At 42.5% G+C, this 19238-nt stretch carries 21 protein-coding genes; 19 read left to right on the forward strand and 2 right to left on the reverse strand.

Going from position 1 to position 19238, the window contains the following annotated elements:
- Positions 1–263 precede the first annotated feature (263 nt).
- From P5G49_RS12270 to paaX, 14 genes are all read left to right on the forward strand, one after another.
- Positions 264–824, forward strand: coding sequence for a sigma-70 family RNA polymerase sigma factor (locus P5G49_RS12270; RefSeq protein WP_301244216.1), 561 nt, complete (start codon positions 264–266; stop codon positions 822–824).
- Entirely contained in the window at positions 799–1992 is a 1194-nt protein-coding gene (locus tag P5G49_RS12275; protein WP_301244172.1) for a helix-turn-helix domain-containing protein, read from the forward strand. The genes P5G49_RS12270 and P5G49_RS12275 overlap by 26 nt, the downstream gene beginning before the upstream one ends.
- 338 nt (positions 1993–2330) lie before the next feature.
- Positions 2331–3383 carry an NAD(P)/FAD-dependent oxidoreductase gene (locus tag P5G49_RS12280; RefSeq protein WP_301244173.1) on the forward strand — a complete coding sequence of 351 codons (1053 nt, stop codon included), beginning with the start codon at positions 2331–2333 and terminating at the stop codon, positions 3381–3383.
- A 155-nt stretch (positions 3384–3538) separates the two neighbouring features.
- Positions 3539–4492: a 1,2-phenylacetyl-CoA epoxidase subunit PaaA gene (gene paaA / locus P5G49_RS12285; RefSeq protein WP_301244174.1), complete on the forward strand. Its 954-nt coding sequence runs from the start codon at positions 3539–3541 to the stop codon at positions 4490–4492.
- Positions 4493–4511: 19 nt separating this feature from the next.
- Complete coding sequence (gene paaB, locus P5G49_RS12290) at positions 4512–4859, forward strand: 1,2-phenylacetyl-CoA epoxidase subunit PaaB (RefSeq protein WP_301244175.1); 348 nt, start codon at positions 4512–4514, stop codon at positions 4857–4859.
- Entirely contained in the window at positions 4856–5674 is an 819-nt protein-coding gene (paaC, locus tag P5G49_RS12295; protein ID WP_301244176.1) for a 1,2-phenylacetyl-CoA epoxidase subunit PaaC, read from the forward strand. The genes paaB and paaC overlap by 4 nt, the downstream gene beginning before the upstream one ends.
- A 24-nt stretch (positions 5675–5698) precedes the next feature.
- Positions 5699–6199, forward strand: coding sequence for a 1,2-phenylacetyl-CoA epoxidase subunit PaaD (gene paaD / locus P5G49_RS12300; protein ID WP_435877212.1), 501 nt, complete (start codon positions 5699–5701; stop codon positions 6197–6199).
- 17 nt (positions 6200–6216) lie between these two features.
- Positions 6217–6519, forward strand: a complete 303-nt coding sequence (locus P5G49_RS12305; protein WP_301244177.1) for an EthD family reductase — start codon at positions 6217–6219, stop codon at positions 6517–6519.
- Positions 6519–7298, forward strand: coding sequence for an enoyl-CoA hydratase/isomerase family protein (locus tag P5G49_RS12310; protein WP_301244178.1), 780 nt, complete (start codon positions 6519–6521; stop codon positions 7296–7298). Before P5G49_RS12305 ends, P5G49_RS12310 begins: the two co-directional genes overlap by 1 nt.
- A 12-nt stretch (positions 7299–7310) precedes the next feature.
- On the forward strand, positions 7311–8084 hold the full coding sequence (locus tag P5G49_RS12315) for an enoyl-CoA hydratase-related protein (protein ID WP_301244179.1): 774 nt from the start codon (positions 7311–7313) through the stop codon (positions 8082–8084).
- Positions 8085–8097: 13 nt separating this feature from the next.
- Positions 8098–9615 (forward strand): aldehyde dehydrogenase family protein, encoded by a 1518-nt coding sequence (locus P5G49_RS12320; RefSeq protein ID WP_301244180.1) that lies wholly within the window; start codon positions 8098–8100, stop codon positions 9613–9615.
- Positions 9616–9696: 81 nt separating this feature from the next.
- Complete coding sequence (locus P5G49_RS12325) at positions 9697–10569, forward strand: 3-hydroxyacyl-CoA dehydrogenase (protein ID WP_301244181.1); 873 nt, start codon at positions 9697–9699, stop codon at positions 10567–10569.
- Entirely contained in the window at positions 10566–11771 is a 1206-nt protein-coding gene (locus tag P5G49_RS12330) for an acetyl-CoA C-acyltransferase (RefSeq protein ID WP_301244182.1), read from the forward strand. The genes P5G49_RS12325 and P5G49_RS12330 overlap by 4 nt, the downstream gene beginning before the upstream one ends.
- Positions 11772–11902: 131 nt before the next feature.
- Positions 11903–12763 carry a phenylacetic acid degradation operon negative regulatory protein PaaX gene (gene paaX / locus P5G49_RS12335; RefSeq protein ID WP_301244219.1) on the forward strand — a complete coding sequence of 287 codons (861 nt, stop codon included), beginning with the start codon at positions 11903–11905 and terminating at the stop codon, positions 12761–12763.
- A 144-nt stretch (positions 12764–12907) separates the two neighbouring features.
- On the opposite strand, the gene P5G49_RS12340 is transcribed toward paaX, so the two are convergent.
- Positions 12908–13588, reverse strand: a complete 681-nt coding sequence (locus P5G49_RS12340; RefSeq protein WP_301244183.1) for a hypothetical protein — start codon at positions 13586–13588, stop codon at positions 12908–12910.
- Between the two features lie 231 nt (positions 13589–13819).
- Positions 13820–14350 carry a gamma carbonic anhydrase family protein gene (locus P5G49_RS12345; protein WP_301244184.1) on the reverse strand — a complete coding sequence of 177 codons (531 nt, stop codon included), beginning with the start codon at positions 14348–14350 and terminating at the stop codon, positions 13820–13822.
- A gap of 114 nt (positions 14351–14464) precedes the next feature.
- Between P5G49_RS12345 and P5G49_RS12350 the strand changes: the two genes are divergently transcribed.
- The 5 genes from P5G49_RS12350 to P5G49_RS12370 all read left to right on the forward strand — a co-directional run bounded on the left by P5G49_RS12350 (position 14465) and on the right by P5G49_RS12370 (position 19228).
- Positions 14465–15451, forward strand: coding sequence for an NAD(P)H-dependent flavin oxidoreductase (locus P5G49_RS12350; RefSeq protein WP_301244185.1), 987 nt, complete (start codon positions 14465–14467; stop codon positions 15449–15451).
- Between the two features lie 101 nt (positions 15452–15552).
- A complete protein-coding gene (locus P5G49_RS12355) occupies positions 15553–15936 on the forward strand; it encodes a thioesterase family protein (RefSeq protein WP_435877213.1) in 384 nt (127 codons plus the stop codon).
- 53 nt (positions 15937–15989) lie between these two features.
- Positions 15990–17138, forward strand: a complete 1149-nt coding sequence (locus P5G49_RS12360; protein ID WP_301244187.1) for a Leu/Phe/Val dehydrogenase — start codon at positions 15990–15992, stop codon at positions 17136–17138.
- A gap of 14 nt (positions 17139–17152) precedes the next feature.
- Positions 17153–18208 carry a pyruvate dehydrogenase (acetyl-transferring) E1 component subunit alpha gene (gene pdhA / locus P5G49_RS12365; RefSeq protein WP_301244188.1) on the forward strand — a complete coding sequence of 352 codons (1056 nt, stop codon included), beginning with the start codon at positions 17153–17155 and terminating at the stop codon, positions 18206–18208.
- The gene (locus P5G49_RS12370; RefSeq protein WP_301244189.1) at positions 18209–19228 is read left to right on the forward strand and encodes an alpha-ketoacid dehydrogenase subunit beta; all 1020 of its coding nucleotides are present in this window, start codon (positions 18209–18211) and stop codon (positions 19226–19228) included.
- The last annotated feature ends 10 nt before the right edge of the window (positions 19229–19238 follow it).

Here is a 19238-nt window from a genome sequence, read left to right on the forward strand (position 1 = left end):
TTCATGCTATTTTGTTTTTTAGCACCATTTTTTCGGTACCTGTGTAAAAAACTATTCGGCAAATTCACTACAATTGTATAAATATTCGACAAGAAGATTGATATAATGCTAAATGTAGAATATTATTGAATGTTTATACAAATTGGTTGAATTATCATGAATGTTTGTTGCACAGGTACCAACACAATTTTTGAAACCTTTTGTATCTATGTACTCGTCTTAGAAGTGAGAATGTTTTTTAGTGGGAGTAGGTGAGAGTGAAAATGTTAGACAAAAGTGCTGGAAATCCTTTGGAAGAAGAGATCTGGCTATCGAGCTTGATGGATGAACTTGGCGACCGCTTGACGAAGCTGTCTTTCAGCTATTTGAAAGATTGGGGGAAAGCGCAGGAAGTCGTACAAGATGTCTTTTTCATCTGTTATAAGAAACGTCATCAAGTGCTGGAATTGGATTCTATTGAAGCGTGGCTATACAGAGTTACTGTGAATCGATGTAAAGATGTTTTAAGGACTTCGTGGTTCAAGAAAGTGATCGTAAACAATGATCTATTTCATTATCAAAAATCTGATCAGCCCTCGCCCGAATCTGCATCTATTACAAAAAGCGAAAATGAAAAGTTGGCGCAACATGTCTTAGGATTGCCGATTAAATACAAAGAAGTCATTTTGCTCTTTTATTATGATGATCTGTCCATCGAGGAAATCAGTTATGTGTTGAAATCCAATCCAAATACGGTCAAAACTCGTTTAAGAAGAGGGCGGGAATCATTAATGAAGAACATGAAAAGGAGTGATTTTCTTGAAAGATCCTATGACGGATATTAAAAAGTCATTAGATGCTACTGTATTCAAAAACCCTCAGTTCACAGCGAAAAATAAGAATGCGGTCTTTCAAAAGATTCATAAGCCGAAGAAGATCTATGTTCTACCTTCACTGGTTGGCGGTTTGCTGATAACGGTATTGGCATCGGCGGGAATTTATTTTGCGTCCGAAAGACTGGGAAGCGAAAGTCCGATTGCCTCTGAACCAACTAATCTTACACCCGCGGATATTCCACCAATTAATGGGCAGGGTGGTACGCAAACTGCCCCCGTATATGCAGCGAAGAATAAAAATGAATTATCCATGTTAGATGCTGAAACAGCGTATGAGATGTGCGTGAATGCACTGACCGATTATTACAAAGCAATCTGGAACGGCACGGATATTGACTTGGATCAGTATATCGGGAACGAGAACCTTAAAGAATATATGCAGACGAAGGTCGAATCTGAATATAAGAGGTACGGCACGCTGGATGGCAAGGTGAAGCAACTTGATATCGGGGATTGGGAAGTGAAGTTTTCGGATGATGAGATGGGAGGCTATCTGTATCTAAAAGTCCCTGTCGCAATCCAAAAGCATCATGGTGGTGGATATGGAGAGCCGACTGAATTTTTCATACGGAACGTAGATGGCAAGTTGGCCATTGTGGATTGGTACACGGGTGGGAAAGATACGTATGATTACCTAAGACGTGGGTATCAGCAGAAGATTGACGATCCCGATATTTGGAATGACAGTGAATGGGTGAAGAAGTTTAAAAGCGGCACAGGCCTCTTTGATTTCGAGCAGAAGGTTTATGATAGATTCAAGCTTAACCGAGACGAGAAAGAGTTAAGGGGGTTAGACCCGATCAGCATTGCAAAATTATATGTTTACGCCAGTTATCACCAAGATTTTGAAACGGTGTACGGCCTTTATACGGATCGAGAGGATCATATTCTATGGAGTAAGGAAGAGGATGAAGAAATCCCTTTAGCACATCGCGGAACACCTGAACAGATTCTGCAAACATTTAAGAATATCGAAAAAGGGTCCTTTGTCCAAACGGGTGAATACGAGGGATATATCGAATTCTATCCAAACGGTGATCACGAAGAGAAATCCGGCTTCTCTATGATCAAAAATGAGGATGGAATCTGGCAAGTGGCATTTTTACCTATTCAGTAAGTGAGGTACCTAAGTGAGGTACCTGTGCAGGAAACTATTCGGCCTATTCACTACAATTGTATAAACATTCAATGAGAAGATTGCTGTAAAGATGATTATAAAATTTTATTGAATATTTATTCAAATTGGTTGAATTGTCATGAATGTTTGTTGCACAGGTACCTTTACAAAAAAAGCCCCGAAGTTTTACGCATAGTAAAACTTCGGGGCTTTTTTTGATAATTGACACTGTATGAATAAAGTATTAAAGTACTTTGCATAACATATTGTTATTGGGTCGTTTTTGTGAAGTTATATTGACTGTCATTCAACTAATTATCGAAAAGAGGAGAGTATGTATGAGTAATGATCGAACTGTCTTTGATGTAACCATTATCGGTGGTGGGCCTGTGGGATTATTTACTGCATTTTATGCGGGCCTGCGAAAAATGTCTGTGAACATTATTGAAAGCCTGCCACAACTTGGTGGACAGCTCACGGCTTTATATCCTGAAAAGTTTATTTACGATATAGCTGGATTTCCGAAAATCAGTGGCCAGGAACTCATCGATAACCTGATGGATCAAATGGCACAATTCAATCCTACAATCACACTGGAGCAAGATGTTCAACAAGTGGAAAAAATGGAAGATGGTATTTTTAAACTTACTACGAATCGCGCAACCCATTTTTCAAAGGCGATTATTATTACAGCGGGTAATGGTGCATTTCAGCCGAAAAAAATCGAACTTGAAACCGCGGAGAAATATGAGGGGAAGAACTTGCATTATTTCATAAAGGATTTAAACTGCTTTGCGGGTAGAAATGTACAAATCTTCGGAGGGGGAGACTCGGCAGTTGACTGGTCGTTGATGCTTGAACCCATTGCTAAGAAAGTGACACTTGTACACAGAAGGGAGAAATTCCGTGCGCATGAGGCCAGTGTGGAAAGGGTAATGAATTCATCTGTGGAGGTCAAGACTCCGTTCATACCAACTGAATTTATCGGTGAGGATCAGATAGAGCAAGTTGTACTTGAAAAGGTGAAGGGCGATTCTCAAGAAGTTATCGATGTGGATGATGTGATCGTGAACTATGGATTCGTTTCCTCACTTGGTTCGATTAGTGAGTGGGGGCTTCGGATCGTGAAAAATAGTATTGTCGTGAACTCAAAAATGGAAACGTCCATTGAAGGCATTTATGCGGCAGGTGATATATGCACCTATGAAGGAAAAGTGAAGCTGATTGCAAGTGGGTTTGGCGAGGCTACGACGGCAGTCAGTAATGCGAAAGTGTATATCGATCCAACAGCGAAAGTTCAAGCAGTTCACAGTACGACAGTTATGGAAAAAGCGGAAAATAAGAAAGTGGAAGGTAGACATAAAAACAGTGGAATACATCCAAATCTATAAGGCGTGAAATAGAATTTCAATTTATTAGAATACATTTGCATTTCACAAGTTAATACACTATACTATTTTCAAGTATAACGAATTATTATTAAAACGTTACAATCTCGTTATATAAAATGGGGGAGTGACATATCTTCATTTAAAGGAGGGGTTAGATGACTACTTTGCACAATATGTCCGATGAAGATTTATTGGCCCGCTTTATGGAACGAATCGAGGCGGGAGATAAGATTGAAGCAGATGACTGGATGCCGGAAGAATACAGACTGACATTGATTAAATTGATTTCCATGCATGGAATCAGCGAAATAATGGGAGCGCTTCCAGAGAAGGAATGGGTACCGAGAGCACCTTCCCTTCAACGGAAACTTGGGATCATGGCAAAGGTGCAGGATGAGATGGGGCATGGCCAGCTCCTGCTTCGCGTTACGGAAGACTTGCTAAAACCCTACGGTAAAAATCGTGGAGATTTACTGCAGGACTTATTCAATGGGGACCTGAAATTTCATAACGTGTTCCATATGGAAACGAAATCTTGGGCGGATGCTGGAATCATAGGCTGGCTTGTTGACGGAGCGGCTATTATTACGCAGACGGATATGTTAGGCGCTTCATATGGACCCTATGCAAGGGCATTGCAACGGATTTGTGCGGAAGAAGTGTTCCATGCGCAACACGGAGAATCAATCATCTTGGCGTTAGCAGAAGGGACGGATGAACAAAAAGCGATGATCCAAGAAGCTTTGGATCGCTGGTGGGAATCATTGCTCATGTTCTTTGGACCGGCAAGCAAAGAGACTACTGGTTCATCGAAGCAAGACGTAACGATTAAATATAAAATCCGTACGAAAACAAATGAGGACTTCAGGCAAATCTTTTTTGACAAGTACATTCCCCGTATTTTATCGCTTGGATTAACAATTCCGGATCCGACTTTCCACTTCGATGAAGAAAGTGGTCTATGGTCGTACAAACAACCGGACTGGGAAGAGTTTAAGAGAATCATTAAAAATAAAGGACCCCGCTCACAAGCACGCCTGAACTTACGTCGGTCTTCTTATGAAAATAATGCATGGGTGCGTGATGCATTGAGTGCAACAGTCAATTAAAGAAAGGAGTCAGAAGGAAATGGCCGAAGAGAAAGCATTTTATCAAGAATATGAAGTTTTTAGCAAACGGACGCCGACTTCGACATTCCAGTACCAATTCAGCTTACTGGCTCCAAACGAAGAAATGGCACTCGTTTTGGCACAGGAAAACTTCATGCGCCGTGAGCCGGTTGTCGACATTTGGATTGTGAATCGAAAACATATTCGAAAGATGAATGTAGAAGAGAAATTGACGCTTCGCAGACTGGACAATAAAGATTATCGTACGACAAAAGGCTATGGCTACTTGAAGAAAAAATGGCGTCACTATGAACAGGAAATCTTGGATGAAAAAGAAATCTTGTCATGGGGAGGAAAGCGGAAATGAGCGAAATTGAAAACGGAGTGACCGAGGCCTCGGAAAACAAAGAAGCAATAACGAGCTTGTTATTCCAATTGGCGGATGATGATTTCTTGTATGCTTACCGGGGATCCGAGTGGCTCGGGCTTGCTCCACACATTGAAGAAGACGTCGCATCTTCATCAATCAGCCAGGACAGTATGGGGCATGCAGCTATGTACTACAAACTTCTTGAAGAGTTAGGGGTAGGAAATGCTGATGATTTAGCCCATTTGCGCCCAGCGCATGAGAGAAGAAACAGCATTTTAACAGAGCGGGTAAACGGTGAAGGGTTTTACATGGAAACACCGAACTATGATTGGGCCTATCAGGTCGTCAGAAGTTATTTTTACACGCAAGCCAAAAAAGTTAAAGTGGATTCATTATGCCAAAGCTCGTACAAACCGGTTGCCGAGGTTGCAGTGAAAGTGAAAATGGAGCTTTATTATCATAGACTGCACTGGGAAACTTGGTTTAAGCAGCTATTAAGTTCAACTGATGTGGCAAAAAAGAAGATGAATGAAGCCATTACGCGGGTTATGGATGACTTTGGAGATATGTTCTCTTTTGGCATTCAAAAACAAGCAATTGAGAAATATAAACTGATAGACAGTGAGGAGAAATTGAAGGAAAACTGGTTAGCGAGCATTGAACCAGTATTTGCTGCGCTTCAAATGACTGTACCGACAATTCCTGAAACACTTGCGAATAACGGACGGAATGGCGAGCATACAGTAGATTTGGATGAAGCACTGCGTACGCTTTCTGAAGTCTACAAGGTAGATCCAGTGGCTTCCTGGTAACGGGAAAGAAAAGAGGTGATTGGTTTGGTTATTTCTGAAAGCGCTTCCACTACTCGCATCCTTGAAGTCCTAAAGAAAGTAAAAGATCCCGAAATCGATTCCGTTAGCATTATTGACCTTGGCATGGTGGAAGAAGTCACAAACTCGGGGAATACCGTAAAGGTAGTTTTACTTCCTACATTTTTAGGATGCCCGGCATTAGAGATTATAAAAAAGAATACAATGGATGCAATCAAACAACTGCCCGAAGTAGTAGAAGTGGAAGTGGAATTCGCCTATCATCCGCCTTGGACATCAGATCGCATCACAGAAGAAGGGCATGTGAATCTACGAGCATTTGGAATAGCCCCACCTCCACGGCATTTTGAAGAAGATGGCTCATGGCATGTAGACTGTGCCTATTGCGGTTCCACGTATGTAACAATGGAAAACATTTTCGGGCCGACTGCTTGCAGAAGTATTTTGTATTGTAAGAGCTGTAAAAATGTATTCGAGGCAATGAAACCTGTTTCAACACTAATGTGAAGTGAGGAGAATGTAAAATGGCAAAGTTAATCGCACTGTATAAACACCCTGAAAACAAAGAGGAATTTGATAATCATTACTTCAACGTTCATGTGCCTATTACAGCGAAAATGCCTGGGCTCGGTGATATGAAAGTAACAAAATTCACAGGATCTCCAATGGGGGGAGAGAGCGAATACTATCTCATGTGTGAGATGTATTTTGACAGTTTGGAAGACTTGCAGCAGGCGTTACGTTCACCTGAAGGAAAAGCAACCGCAAAGGACTTAATGGGGTTCGCAAGTGATCTCTTTACGTTAATGATCGGTGAGGATGCATAATGACCAGTTTCGAATTCATCGAAACTTCCATGGAGGAAAACGGCATAGCCGTGATCTACCTGAACCGCCCTCGCCAGTTAAACTCATTGAACCGAAAAATGGTCAGTGAAATCGTTGCTGCAATGGAAGACTATGATCGTGATGAAAACGTTCGTGTCATTGTGCTTGCAGGCGTTGGCCGTGCTTTTTCAGCGGGAGCAGATATTGATGAAATGACTGGTGACGACCCGATTAGCCTTGAACTGTTAAATCAGTTTGCGGATTGGGATCGTTTAGGACTTATTAAAAAACCGATTATAGGCGCTGTAAAAGGATTCGTTTTCGGGGGAGGATTTGAGCTTGCTCTTTCTTGTGACCTATTAATCTCGGCTAGCGGAACACAGTTTTCATTTCCAGAAGTAGGTCTTGGTGTCATGCCAGGAGCGGGAGGTACGCAGCGGTTGACGAAACTTGCAGGGCGCACGAAAGCGATTGAATGGCTATGGACGGGGGAGCGGATTTCAGCAGAAACCGCTCTTACGCACGGAGTCATTAATAAAATCGTTGCACCAGAACTGCTAATGGAGGAAACGCTAAAGTTCGCTAACCGGCTCGCAAAACAACCGCCGCTATCGCTGCGCCTCATTAAGGATTCGGTAAATAAAGCCGTGGATTACTCTTTATATGAAGGAATGCAATATGAACGGAAGAATTTCTATCTACTTTTCGCTTCGCAAGATCAAAAAGAAGGCATGAATGCTTTTGTGGAAAAAAGAAAACCGGATTATCAGGGAAAGTAAGGAGGTTTCTCAATGTTTGAGACGATCCGCTATGAAGTTACAGATGGGGTTTACTGGCTTTATTTAAATCGACCGGACAAATTGAATGCATTTATCGCGCAGATGAACCGTGAGGTGAAAGATGCAGTCAAAGCGGCTTCTAATGATGAGGAAGTGCGATGTATTGTCATAACGGGCGAAGGGCGGGCATTTTGTTCCGGTCAGGATTTGTCGGAAGTCGATGAGAATATGGACCATGGACAAGTGTTACGAGATCAATATGGACCGATGATAAAGCAAATTAGAGACTGTGAAAAACCGATTATTGCAGCTGTTAACGGAGTAGCTGCTGGAGCAGGATTCAGTCTTGCGCTTGCGTGTGATTTCAGGCTTATTTCAGAACGCGCAAGTTTTGTAAATGCCTTCATACATGTCGGTCTTATCCCGGATTCCGGTAATCTCTATTATCTTTCGCAGCTCGTAGGACATGCCAAAGCAACGGAACTGGCGATGTTAGGAGAAAAAGTATTAGCTGCTGAGGCCGTGGAGATGGGTCTTGCGAATCGATTGATTCAAGGAGAATCATGGGAAGAGGACGTCACTGCATTCGCAGCCCGGCTTGCAGCTTTGCCGACAAAAGCAATTGGGTTAATCAAACGTTCATTGAAAGCGACTTCCACACTATCTTTCGAAGACTATCTTGAACAAGAAGCCCAAGGACAGCGGATAGCGGGTCTCACAAAAGATCATCGTGAAGGCGTCAATGCATTCATGCAAAAAAGAAAACCTGTCTATTCAGGGCAATAGGAGGAATCAACCAATGACGACAATTCAAGAAGGAATAACAGAGCGTGAATCAATGAAGCGGGACTATTATAAGCTTTTCATTAACGGTGAACAGGTTGATAGCAGCAATGGCGAGCGCACGAAGATTTACAATCCTGCAACGGGTGAACTGTTAGCCGAAGTAGCAAAAGCGACGAAAGAGGACGCTGAAAAAGCAGTTCGGGCTGCAAGAGATTCCTTTGATAATGGGAAGTGGAAAATAACTCCTGCAGGCCGTCGTGCTCGTGTGCTGAATAAAATTGCGGAAATTATGGGCTCGCGCTTCAATGAGCTTGTGGAACTGGAAATTTTGAATACAGGAAAATCACTTGCTGCTGCAAAAGGGCAGATTGCACAAGCAATTGAAGACTTTGAATTTTACGCTGGCGCTATCATCGGACACGGTGGTTCTGTAAACAACGTGCCTGGTCAATTCCATAACTACACAGAAAAAGAGCCGCTTGGTGTCTGTGCGCAAATTATTCCTTGGAATTATCCGCTTATGATGGCCGCTTGGAAGATTGCACCGGCTATTGCTGCAGGATGCTCGGTCGTTATTAAGCCGGCGTCACTAACACCGCTTACAGCGATTGTTTTAGGAGAAATTTGTCATGAAGCAGGCGTGCCAGCAGGCGTTGTCAACATCCTACCTGGATCTGGTTCAGAGATTGGCAACTACTTGGTAGAACATGAACTTGTGAATAAAGTTGCGTTCACAGGTTCTACAGCAATTGGAAAAGACATTATGGCGAGAGCGGCAGGAACAGTGAAACGTGTAACATTAGAACTTGGCGGAAAATCGCCAAGCCTCGTTTTTGAGGATGCAGACATTGACGCAGCCGTCGATGGTTCACTCTACGGTGCATTCAATAACACAGGTCAATCTTGTGATGCACGTTCGCGTATCTATATTCATGAAAATGTGTACGACGAGTTCGTTGAGAAGTTAATTGCAAAAACAGAAAAACTTGTACTTGGAAATCCATTTGATAAAGGAACACATATAGGTGCGGTGATTGATCAAAACCAGTTGGATACAGTGAAAATGTATGTTCAATCTGCAATCGATGAAGGTGCAGAGATCCTGACGGGCGGTAAAGAATTAAAACCGGAAGGCTATGAAAACGGATTTTGGTATGCACCGACAATTATCGGAAACGTAACACAAGACATGAAAGTTGTTCGTGAAGAAATCTTTGGTCCGGTTGTCGTCGTGTCGAAGTTTAAAGACGAAAAAGAGGCGATCGCCTTGGCGAATGATTCGGATTATGGGTTAGCATCTTCGATTTGGTCAACAAACACCGCAACGACAAAACGAGTTGCGAACCAAATCCAAGCGGGAATCGTAATGATCAACACACCGTTCTCTGCCTTCCCAGGTACGCCATTCGGCGGCTATAAACAATCCGGATACGGACGTGAGCTCGCAGCAAGTTCGCTTGATCTATACACGGAAACGAAAAGCATCATGTCATACTTTGGCAGCCGCCCAGTAAATCCATTTGGGCTATAAGAAAATACCTATTAGTAATCGACGGACAGGATGCATGATCTCCTGTCCGTATTCTTTCATTCTTATAAAGGAGGGAAACTGATGATTAAACGTATCGTTGTGGTCGGATCCGGGGTGATGGGGAGAGGGATTGCCTACGTTGGCGCCCTTGGTGGATACTCCGTTACACTTGTTGATATTAACGAAACCGCTCTTCAAAATGCTAAGAGTGAAATAGAAGTTATTTTTGAAAAAGGAATAAAGTATGGAAAGATTTCAACAGACGCAGCAGAGAATGCGCGCCAAAAATTAGTCTATGAAAATGACCTAACAAAAGCAGCAGGAAACGCTGAGTTAATTATTGAAGCCGTTCCCGAAATGGCATCGATTAAAAAGCAGGTATTTGAGGAAATTGAGAAACACGCTTCAAAAGAATGTTATTTCGCAACGAATACTTCTACGATGAGTCCGACAGAAATTGCTTCCTTTGGGAAACGTCCTGAAAAAACACTAGCGATGCACTTTTTCAATCCGGTACATAAAATGCCGCTTGTAGAAATTGTCAAGGGATTGGAAACGAGTGATAAGACGGTTGAAGTAATCAGGGAAGTAGCCGTGAGAATGGGTAAAGAAACTGTTGTCATCAATGAATTTCCCGGGTTTGTCACGAGCAGGATTAGTGCACTTGTAGGTAACGAAGCATTTTTCATGCTGCAAGAGGGACTTGGAACACCGGAAGAAATTGATAAGGCGATTAAACTTGGGTTGAATTATCCCATGGGCCCATTTGAACTTGGTGATTTGGTCGGACTTGATACGCGCTTGAATAACTTGAACTACTTGCATGAAAAGTTAGGAGAAAAATACCGCCCTGCGCCTCTATTAGAACAATATGTTAAAGCGGGCCGCCTTGGTCGGAAAAGTGGCAAAGGCGTATATGACTATACAATTGAGGAAGAGTTGGTTAAGAAATGAGAGAAGTCGTCATAGTGGATGCTGTCCGTACACCTATCGGGAGATACAATGGCGCTCTAAAAGAGGTGCGCCCGGATGACTTAGCCGCAGTCGTTATTAAAGCGCTTGTCGAACGGAATCCAAATCTTCCGGTAGAGAAGATTGAAGAAGTTGTTTTTGGAAACGCCAATCAGGCTGGCGAAGATAACCGGAATGTCGCGCGAATGGCCGGCTTATTGGCGGGGCTACCGGTTGAAGTAGCGGGCACGACAATCAATCGATTATGTGGTTCAGGACTCGACGCTGTGCTATACGCTGCGAGAGCAATCGCAGTCGGGGACGGAGATATTTACATTGCAGGCGGAACAGAGAGCATGACGCGTGCGCCACTTGTTATGGCGAAGCCTGATAAGGCAAACCCTCGCGGCAATATGGAGTTGTTAGATACTACAATTGGTTGGCGTTTCACGAATCAAAAACTAAAAGAAATGTATGGCGCAGACTCAATGCCGCAGACAGCTGAAAACGTAGCGCAACGGTATAAGATAACGCGTGAAAGCCAGGATTTATTTGCATTTGAAAGCCAGCAACGTGCAAAAAAAGCAATGGAAGAGAATCGGTTCGCTGAAGAAATTGTTCCCGTTGTTTATCAAGACCGTAAAGGGAACGAAATCACTGTGGATCGGGATGAGCACCCGCGGCCAGATACGACGTTAGAGAATTTAGCTAAACTACGACCGATAGTTGAGGGCGGCACGGTTACCGCAGGCAATGCTTCCGGTGTTAATGATGGTGCATCTGCATTGCTTCTGATGAGTACTGAAATGGCGAAAGAACTCAACATTACACCACTTGCAAGATATGTGATCGGAGCAACGGCTGGACTTGAACCTGCTGTAATGGGGCTTGGTCCAATTTACGCTTCAAGAAAAGCATTGGAACGGGCAGGACTTACGATAAATGACATTGGACTTGTTGAATTGAACGAAGCCTTTGCCTCTCAATCCATCGAGTGTATACGACAGTTGGAAGTAGACGGCAGTAAAGTGAATGTCAACGGCGGGGCAATCGCTTTTGGACATCCTTTAGGGGCGAGTGGCGCCCGAATTCTTACTACACTTCTGCATGAAATGAAAAAACAGAACGTTAACTATGGACTGGCGACGATGTGTGTCGGGGTAGGGCAGGGAATTGCCGCAATCATTGAAAATGTAATGGACTAATTAGTTGGAAATTTACAGGGAAATGAGTTTTCTTTTTTTGATATAACGATATAATGGAAGAAGGGAAAATTATGAAATATCTTTAATGAGTGAAATAGAAAGAGTGAGCTTAATTGGCGAATACGCAATCAATGATTTTTACGATATACGGAGACTATATCCGTCATTACGGAAATAAGATTTGGATTGGCAGTCTGATTAGATTATTAAAGGAATTCGGCCATAATGAACAATCCGTTCGTGTAGCCGTCTCCAGAATGATGAAGCAAGGTTGGCTTAATTCCGAAAAGAAAGGGAATAAAAGCTATTACTTTCTGACACACCGCGGAGAATTACGAATTGAAGAAGCGGCTACTCGTATTTTTAAATTGGCACCACATGAGTGGGATGGAAAATGGCGTATGCTTATGTATACGATTCCTGAAGAGAAAAGACAGATACGTGATGAACTACGTAAAGAGCTTTTATGGAGCGGATTTGGTAGTTTTTCGAATGGTTGCTGGATAACGCCCAATGACCTTGTAAAAGAAGTGAACTTACTTATTGATAAATATGAAATCCAACCCTACGCTGATCTATTCTTATCCGAATATAAAGGACCGCAGGCTAATCGAGCACTCGTTGAGAAAAGTTGGCCGCTTGAGGAAATCGAAGGGAAGTATCAAGAATTCATTTCCACGTATAGCAATAACTATATCATCCATCAAAGTATGATGAACAATGGGCAAATGACAGATGCTGAGTGTTTTGTAGAGAGGACAAAACTTGTTCATGAATACCGCAAGTTCCTCTTTATTGACCCCGGTCTGCCGAAAGAGTTGCTACCGGAAATCTGGAACGGCAACCATGCTGCCCATTTATTTGAACAATATTATAAGCTGTTGGCGAAATCAGCTAACAGGTTTTTCGAAGATGTATTTCAAGAAGATAATGACATGCGGCGAAAAGACAAATCGTACGATGCAGAAGTTCACCCGCTTATTATTGACTAATCGTCTATTGACAGTTACAAGTACTGACCACGTCTTCCTAAGTCCAGCATAGACAAAAAGCTGAGTGCCCCAATGGCAACAGGTTCGGTTGGTGGGGAGAAAACATTGAAAAAACGAGAGACATCGATTCTTGATGCCTCTTTTTTATTCAATTTTTTCTATTGAAGAAGTTCCTGCAGGTTCTTCTTCACCAGAGAAAAAATATTCTCGTTTAACTTCCCCAAACCCTTTTACTAAGTAGCTTCTTACAATATCTTTATAGGCATTCATGAATTCAATTACAATTGCATTGTCAAATGTACCATAAGGTGTTTCAACTGTAGCAGATACTTCCGTTACGATATATTTATTATAATCAGCCGATGCGACTTCGATTGGTGTTTTCAAATATTCAAAGAGTGGAGGAAGGGAATCCAATTCCAATTCCAATTCCGATAGATCTTGATTGTTATTATCCATAGGAAAACCAAATTCCTGTTTCACAATAACAATTTTATTTTCTTCTACACGGTACGTTGTAAGGGTACCCCTACCACCATTGCCTTCGTATTCAATGATATAATTCTCTGACATGTATTCAGTACGCTTAATAAAATTAGAATTTTCGTTACCATCACCTTTAAAATGCGCAATTGTTCCAGCCTCCATGAAATAAGACAATAATGGATGTTGATTGGTTTCTTCTACAAGTTCTTCATTATCATCTTGCACTTCCTGATCATTATAAACATCTCTAATAACATCTGAATCTTGGTTTTGTTCCTTCGTACACGAGGTTATTAGTAAAAGACAAGTGAATAATGCCGACATTGGAAATTTATTCATTATCTAATTACTCCTTTAAAGTTATCTAACAAAAAACCTTTTTTTAAAAAAATGAGTAGGTAGTAGTATATTATATTTCATCAATCCTGTTTATGTCCTTGGAGGTCACATGGTTCAGGTGGTTTATAATTTTGTTCGGATATAAGGAATCAGTTCACCGTTTATTTAAGTATTTTTAATTAAACAAGGGCATTAATCCAAGGGAGGATTAATGCCTTTTTTGTCGAACTTCTACAACTTACTATCTTGATCAGAAAAAATATCACGATATTCATAGCCTTTTTGTACATACGAATCAATCGATAGCTGAATGATTTCAAAATCACTCTCGTTCAATTCTCTTACTACCCTCCCAGGTGAACCGACAACGAGAGAGCGGGGAGGGATTTTTTTCCCTGGCGGAATCAAAGTATTGGCCCCAATAATACACTCCTCGCCAATTTCTGCATGGTCAAGGATGGTAGATCCCATTCCAATGATCGAACGTCTTCCGACCTTGCAACCATGTAGGATTACATTATGCCCCACGGTTACCTCGTCTTCTACGACAACCGGGGCATCTTCATATAAATGAATTGTTGAATTATCTTGAATGCTACATCGATTCCCAATGGAAATAGGCCCTTCATCTCCCCGTAAGACTGTATTAAACCAGATGGTCGACTCTGCTCCGACTTGGACGTCCCCAATGATTTTAGCGCCCGGGGCGACGAAAACCGTCGGGTCGAGTGACGGACTTTTCCCCTTATATATGATCAACAAAATAATATTCCTCCCAGACTAATAATTTATTAGGACAAGATCGAAATTTCTATTAGTCCTAATTGTTTTTTAACTTCGATTAGTATAACATATATTCATAGGGGTGAACGAAAAATGATATATGTTTGTGATAGGCTTCAGATCGACTTTCCAATTATTCAGGGAGGGATGGGGAATATCAGTAATGCGCAGCTGACTGCGGCTGTTTCGAACGCAGGTGGCCTTGGTACAATCGGATGCGGTACGTTGCATCCGGATGAAGTTGAAAAAATGATATTGGAAACAAAACGACTGACGAATAAGAATTTCGCTATTAATATCGCAATCAGTGTTTCTCCTTATGTAAAAGAGTTGATCGGTCTTGTTCTCAAACATAAGATTCCTATTGTTTCCCTATCAGCGGGAAATCCAACACCGTATATCCCAATACTGCAAGAAAATGGTGTAACAGTCATTGCGCTTGTTGCTTCAGTGCAACATGCGTGTAAAGCGGAGGCGGCGGGAGCGGATATTCTTGTGGCGGAGGGGTTCGAGGCTGCTGGCATCAACTCCAATCTGGAACTGACGACCTTCACATTAATACCGCAGATCGTGAAGAACGTTACTATACCGGTCATTGCTGCAGGTGGAATAGGGGACGGTAAAGGGTTGGCAGCTGCACTTATGTTAGGTGCCAGCGGTGTTCAAATCGGTACCCGCCTAATAGCGACAAAGGAGGCCCCTTTCCATGACCGTTATAAACAGAACCTTGTCGATGCAAGTGACACGGAAACCATACTGATTGGGCGTAGCATTGGGCGGTTAAGACGAATCTTGAAGACACCGTATGCCATGAAACTTAAAGACTTGGAAGTATCGGGGATGTCACTGGAGAGATATAGTGAAATGACATCTGAACAAAAGCATATCAAAGGTGCAATTGAAGGCGATATGGAAAATGGATTCATCAATAGTGGACAAATAGCGGGCTTAATCGAAAACATCCCGACAGTGAAAGAGTTATTCGATTGCATGATGGAAGAGGCGGAAAATCAGATGAATCGAACGATGCAGGAATTCAAAAAGGCAACCTTTCAAAATACTTCTAATAAAGACCTATAGACATATATTTAATATGATAAGTGTCAAATGAAAATTTTGTAAGCGCTTGCAATCTTACCTAACATTATAAATTAAGTAGGGGATAAATGATGAGGTTAGGGATGGACGTAGGAAGAGAGGAAACGATTGAAATAACTGTGACAGCGGATATGTTTGCTTCATTTGAAGGGCAAGTTGTTCATCCTGTCTATTCAACAGTGGCCATGACATACCATATGGAGTGGGTATCGAGGAAAATCATCCTTCCTTTTTTGGAAGACGATGAGGAGGGGATGGGCGCGTCAGTCCAGTTGAAACATCTCGCAGCCTCACCTCTTGGTACTACTGTTACTTTGACGGCGAAGCTAATTGAATATCGGGCTAATAAGGTAGTGACAAAAGTTACAGCTTCCAATCATCTTGGATTAATCGGAAAAGGTGAAGTGGTGCAAGTCATATTGCCTAAAGAAAAAATTATGGAGAAGTTAAAAGAGGCTTCTATCTGAAAATGTTTGTCTGAAAATAGTAGTCTGTCCGTACAATCCTAGGGGGGAATCACATGATGCTAGCTGAAAAAACTTCAATAACAAAGGAATTTGAACTTTTTGATCGAATGAGTGAGCATGAACAGGTCGTTTTCTGTAACGACCCTTCCACAGGTTTGCGTGCAATTATCGCAATTCATAATACGACGCTCGGCCCAGCTATAGGCGGTTGCCGCATGCAACCTTATGCAAGTGTGGAAGAAGCATTAGAAGATGTTCTTCGTCTTTCAAAAGGAATGACCTATAAATGCGCGGCTGCCGATGTTGATTTTGGAGGTGGGAAAGCAGTTATCATCGGCGATCCCAAAACAGATAAGTCACCTGAATTATTCCGGGCGTTCGGTCAATTTGTAAACTCATTGGGCGGCCGCTTCTATACGGGAACGGATATGGGAACTACGATGGATGATTTCATTCATGCGATGAAAGAGACCAACTTCATCAATGGTCTCCCTGAAGCGTACGGAGGTGGTGGCGATTCATCGATCCCGACTGCTGAAGGCGTTTTATACGGCATAAAAGCGACCAATCAATTTGCTTTTGGACATGACGATTTAAGCCGGCAAATCTATTCGATTCAAGGGCTTGGGAAAGTTGGTTTCAAAGTCGCAACTAAATTGCTTGAAGCAGGCGCCCGCATTTACGTGACAGATATTAACGAAGAAAGCTTGCGTGCAATTGAAGAAGTTGCAGGAAGAACGACAGGTAGCGTACAAATTGTTGCAAGTGAGGACATCTATTCGCAAGAAGCGGATCTATTCATACCGTGTGCATTTGGCGGGATTATCAATGATGCTACAATTCCCCAATTTAAAGTGAAAGCGATTGTAGGTTCCGCGAACAATCAGTTATTGGATGACAGGCATGGTAAACAATTGCGTGATAGAGGGATTTTATATGCACCAGATTATATCGTCAATTCAGGTGGGCTGATCCAAGTGGCCGATGAATTGTATGGCATTAATCATGAACGGGTGCTTGCCAAAACTAAACATATATACGACGCAATTTTGGAAGTATATAAGGAAGCTGAGTACAGCGGAAAAACAACAGAGGAATCGGCAAATGCGATGTGCGAAAGAAGAATAGCGGAACGGGGAAAACGGAATAACTTTTACTCAGCGCCAATGAAACCGAAGTGGGCGATTCGCAATCTATCATGAGTGGAGGCGTATTTGTGGAACATAACTATCCTATTAAAAGAATAATAGATGATAAAGGATTTTTCGTGGATGCGGATTATGAAGAGCAGATCGACGAGCAGTTGGTTAAAGAGTTGTATTACCATATGCTACGAATTCGGACATTTGATAGGAAAGCGATTAACTTACAACGACAAGGACGCCTGGGAACCTATGCGCCATTTGAAGGGCAGGAAGCTGCACAAGTCGGCAGCGCACTTGCATTGAATGACAATGACTGGGTTTTCCCGACCTATCGTGATCATGGTGCAACGCTTACGTTTGGAAAAAGTATGGCCACTACGTTTTTGTACTGGAATGGGCGGGCGGAAGGTTGTATAGCTCCGGCAGACAGACAAATCTTCCCGCCAGCAGTCCCGATTGCGACCCAAATCCCACATGCGGCCGGCGCTGCTTGGGCTGAAAAGAAAAGAGGTACAAAAAATGCGGCAATTGCCTATTTCGGGGACGGAGCCACATCCGAAGGTGACTTTCACGAGGGATTGAATTTTGCAAGTGTATTCAAAGTGCCTGTTGTCTTTTTTAACCAAAATAATGGATATGCAATTTCTGTTCCGATTGAAAAACAAATGAACTCAAAGACCATCGCACAAAAATCGGTTGCCTATGGCATGCCGGGAATCCGCATAGATGGAAATGATTGTTTTGCAGTTTATTTTGAAACGAAAAAGGCGTTTGACAATGCAAGAAGCGGTAACGGTCCGACATTGATAGAAGCAGTTACATGGCGAAAAGGGGCTCATACGACTGCAGATGATCCATCTAAGTACCGTACGGAAGAACGAGCGAAGGATTTCGTTGACCCACTTCTACGTTTAGAGTTCTTTATGAAGAATTATGGCTACTATGATGACGCTTGGATTCAAGCTATTAATGAAAAAACGACTCGGGAAGTCGAAGCAGCAGTCGAAGAAATGGAGAAGTTTCCCCCACCGAATGTTGAAGATGTTTTTGACCATGTATACGCTGAAATGCCAGCTCAATTAGCCAAGCAAAAAGAAGCGTATCTAGCACATTTAGGGAGGAAATGAATGATGACACAAGTGAAAGAGTCGCATCAAAAAAGTGAGACGGCTAAACAGATGACGTTAATTCAAGCAATCAATGACGCCATGCGTTTGATGCTTGAAGAAGATGATCGTACTGTCATTTTAGGTGAAGATATCGGTAAAAATGGCGGAGTGTTCCGCGCAACAGATGGGCTCCAGGAAGTGTTCGGTGAAGAGCGGGTAGTTGACACGCCGTTGTCGGAAGCCGGAATTATTGGGACATCAGTCGGTCTTGCTGTTAACGGTTTTAGACCGGTAGCAGAAATCCAATTCCTTGGCTTCATCTATCCCGCGTACGAACAGATCATGACTCATGTCTCAAGGATCCGGATGCGATCGATGTCCCGCTTTACAGTGCCCATGGTCATTCGGGCTCCGTACGGTGCTGGCATTCGGGCGCCGGAGATTCATTCTGATAGTACTGAAACCCTATTCACGCATATGCCAGGCATCAAAGTGGTCTGCCCATCGAGTCCATACGACGCAAAGGGGTTATTGATTGCAGCGATGGAAGACCCTGATCCAGTGCTTGTCCTCGAACCGATGAAAAACTATCGTTCGAAACGGGAAGAAGTGCCTGTTGGGAAATATACTGTGGAAATTGGTAAAGGGAAGCTTGTTCGTGAAGGTGCGGATGTAACACTCATAGCTTGGGGAGCTATGGTTTCAATTGCTGAAAAGGCGGCAGAGCAGGCCGAGAAAAAAGGGATAAGTTGTGAAATTATTGATCTACGAACCTTGTATCCAATTGATAGCGAGATGATCGCTGAGTCTGTAAAGAAGACGACAAGAGCAGTCATCATTCATGAGGCACATCATACAGGAGGGCTTGGCAACGATATTATTTCGATAATAAACGACACAGCTTTCCTTTATCTTCGCGCTCCAATTGAACGAATTACAGGATTTGACGTCCCGGTTCCATTCTTTTCATTAGAAGAACATTATCTTCCCACACCAGAACGTGTCGTGGAAGGAATCGAGAAAGTGCTTCATTTTTAAGGGGGAAGTG

Origin of the sequence: Sporosarcina highlanderae (assembly GCF_030433715.1) — a bacterium.
In the GTDB taxonomy this organism is placed as follows: Bacteria; Bacillota; Bacilli; order Bacillales_A; family Planococcaceae; genus Sporosarcina; species Sporosarcina highlanderae.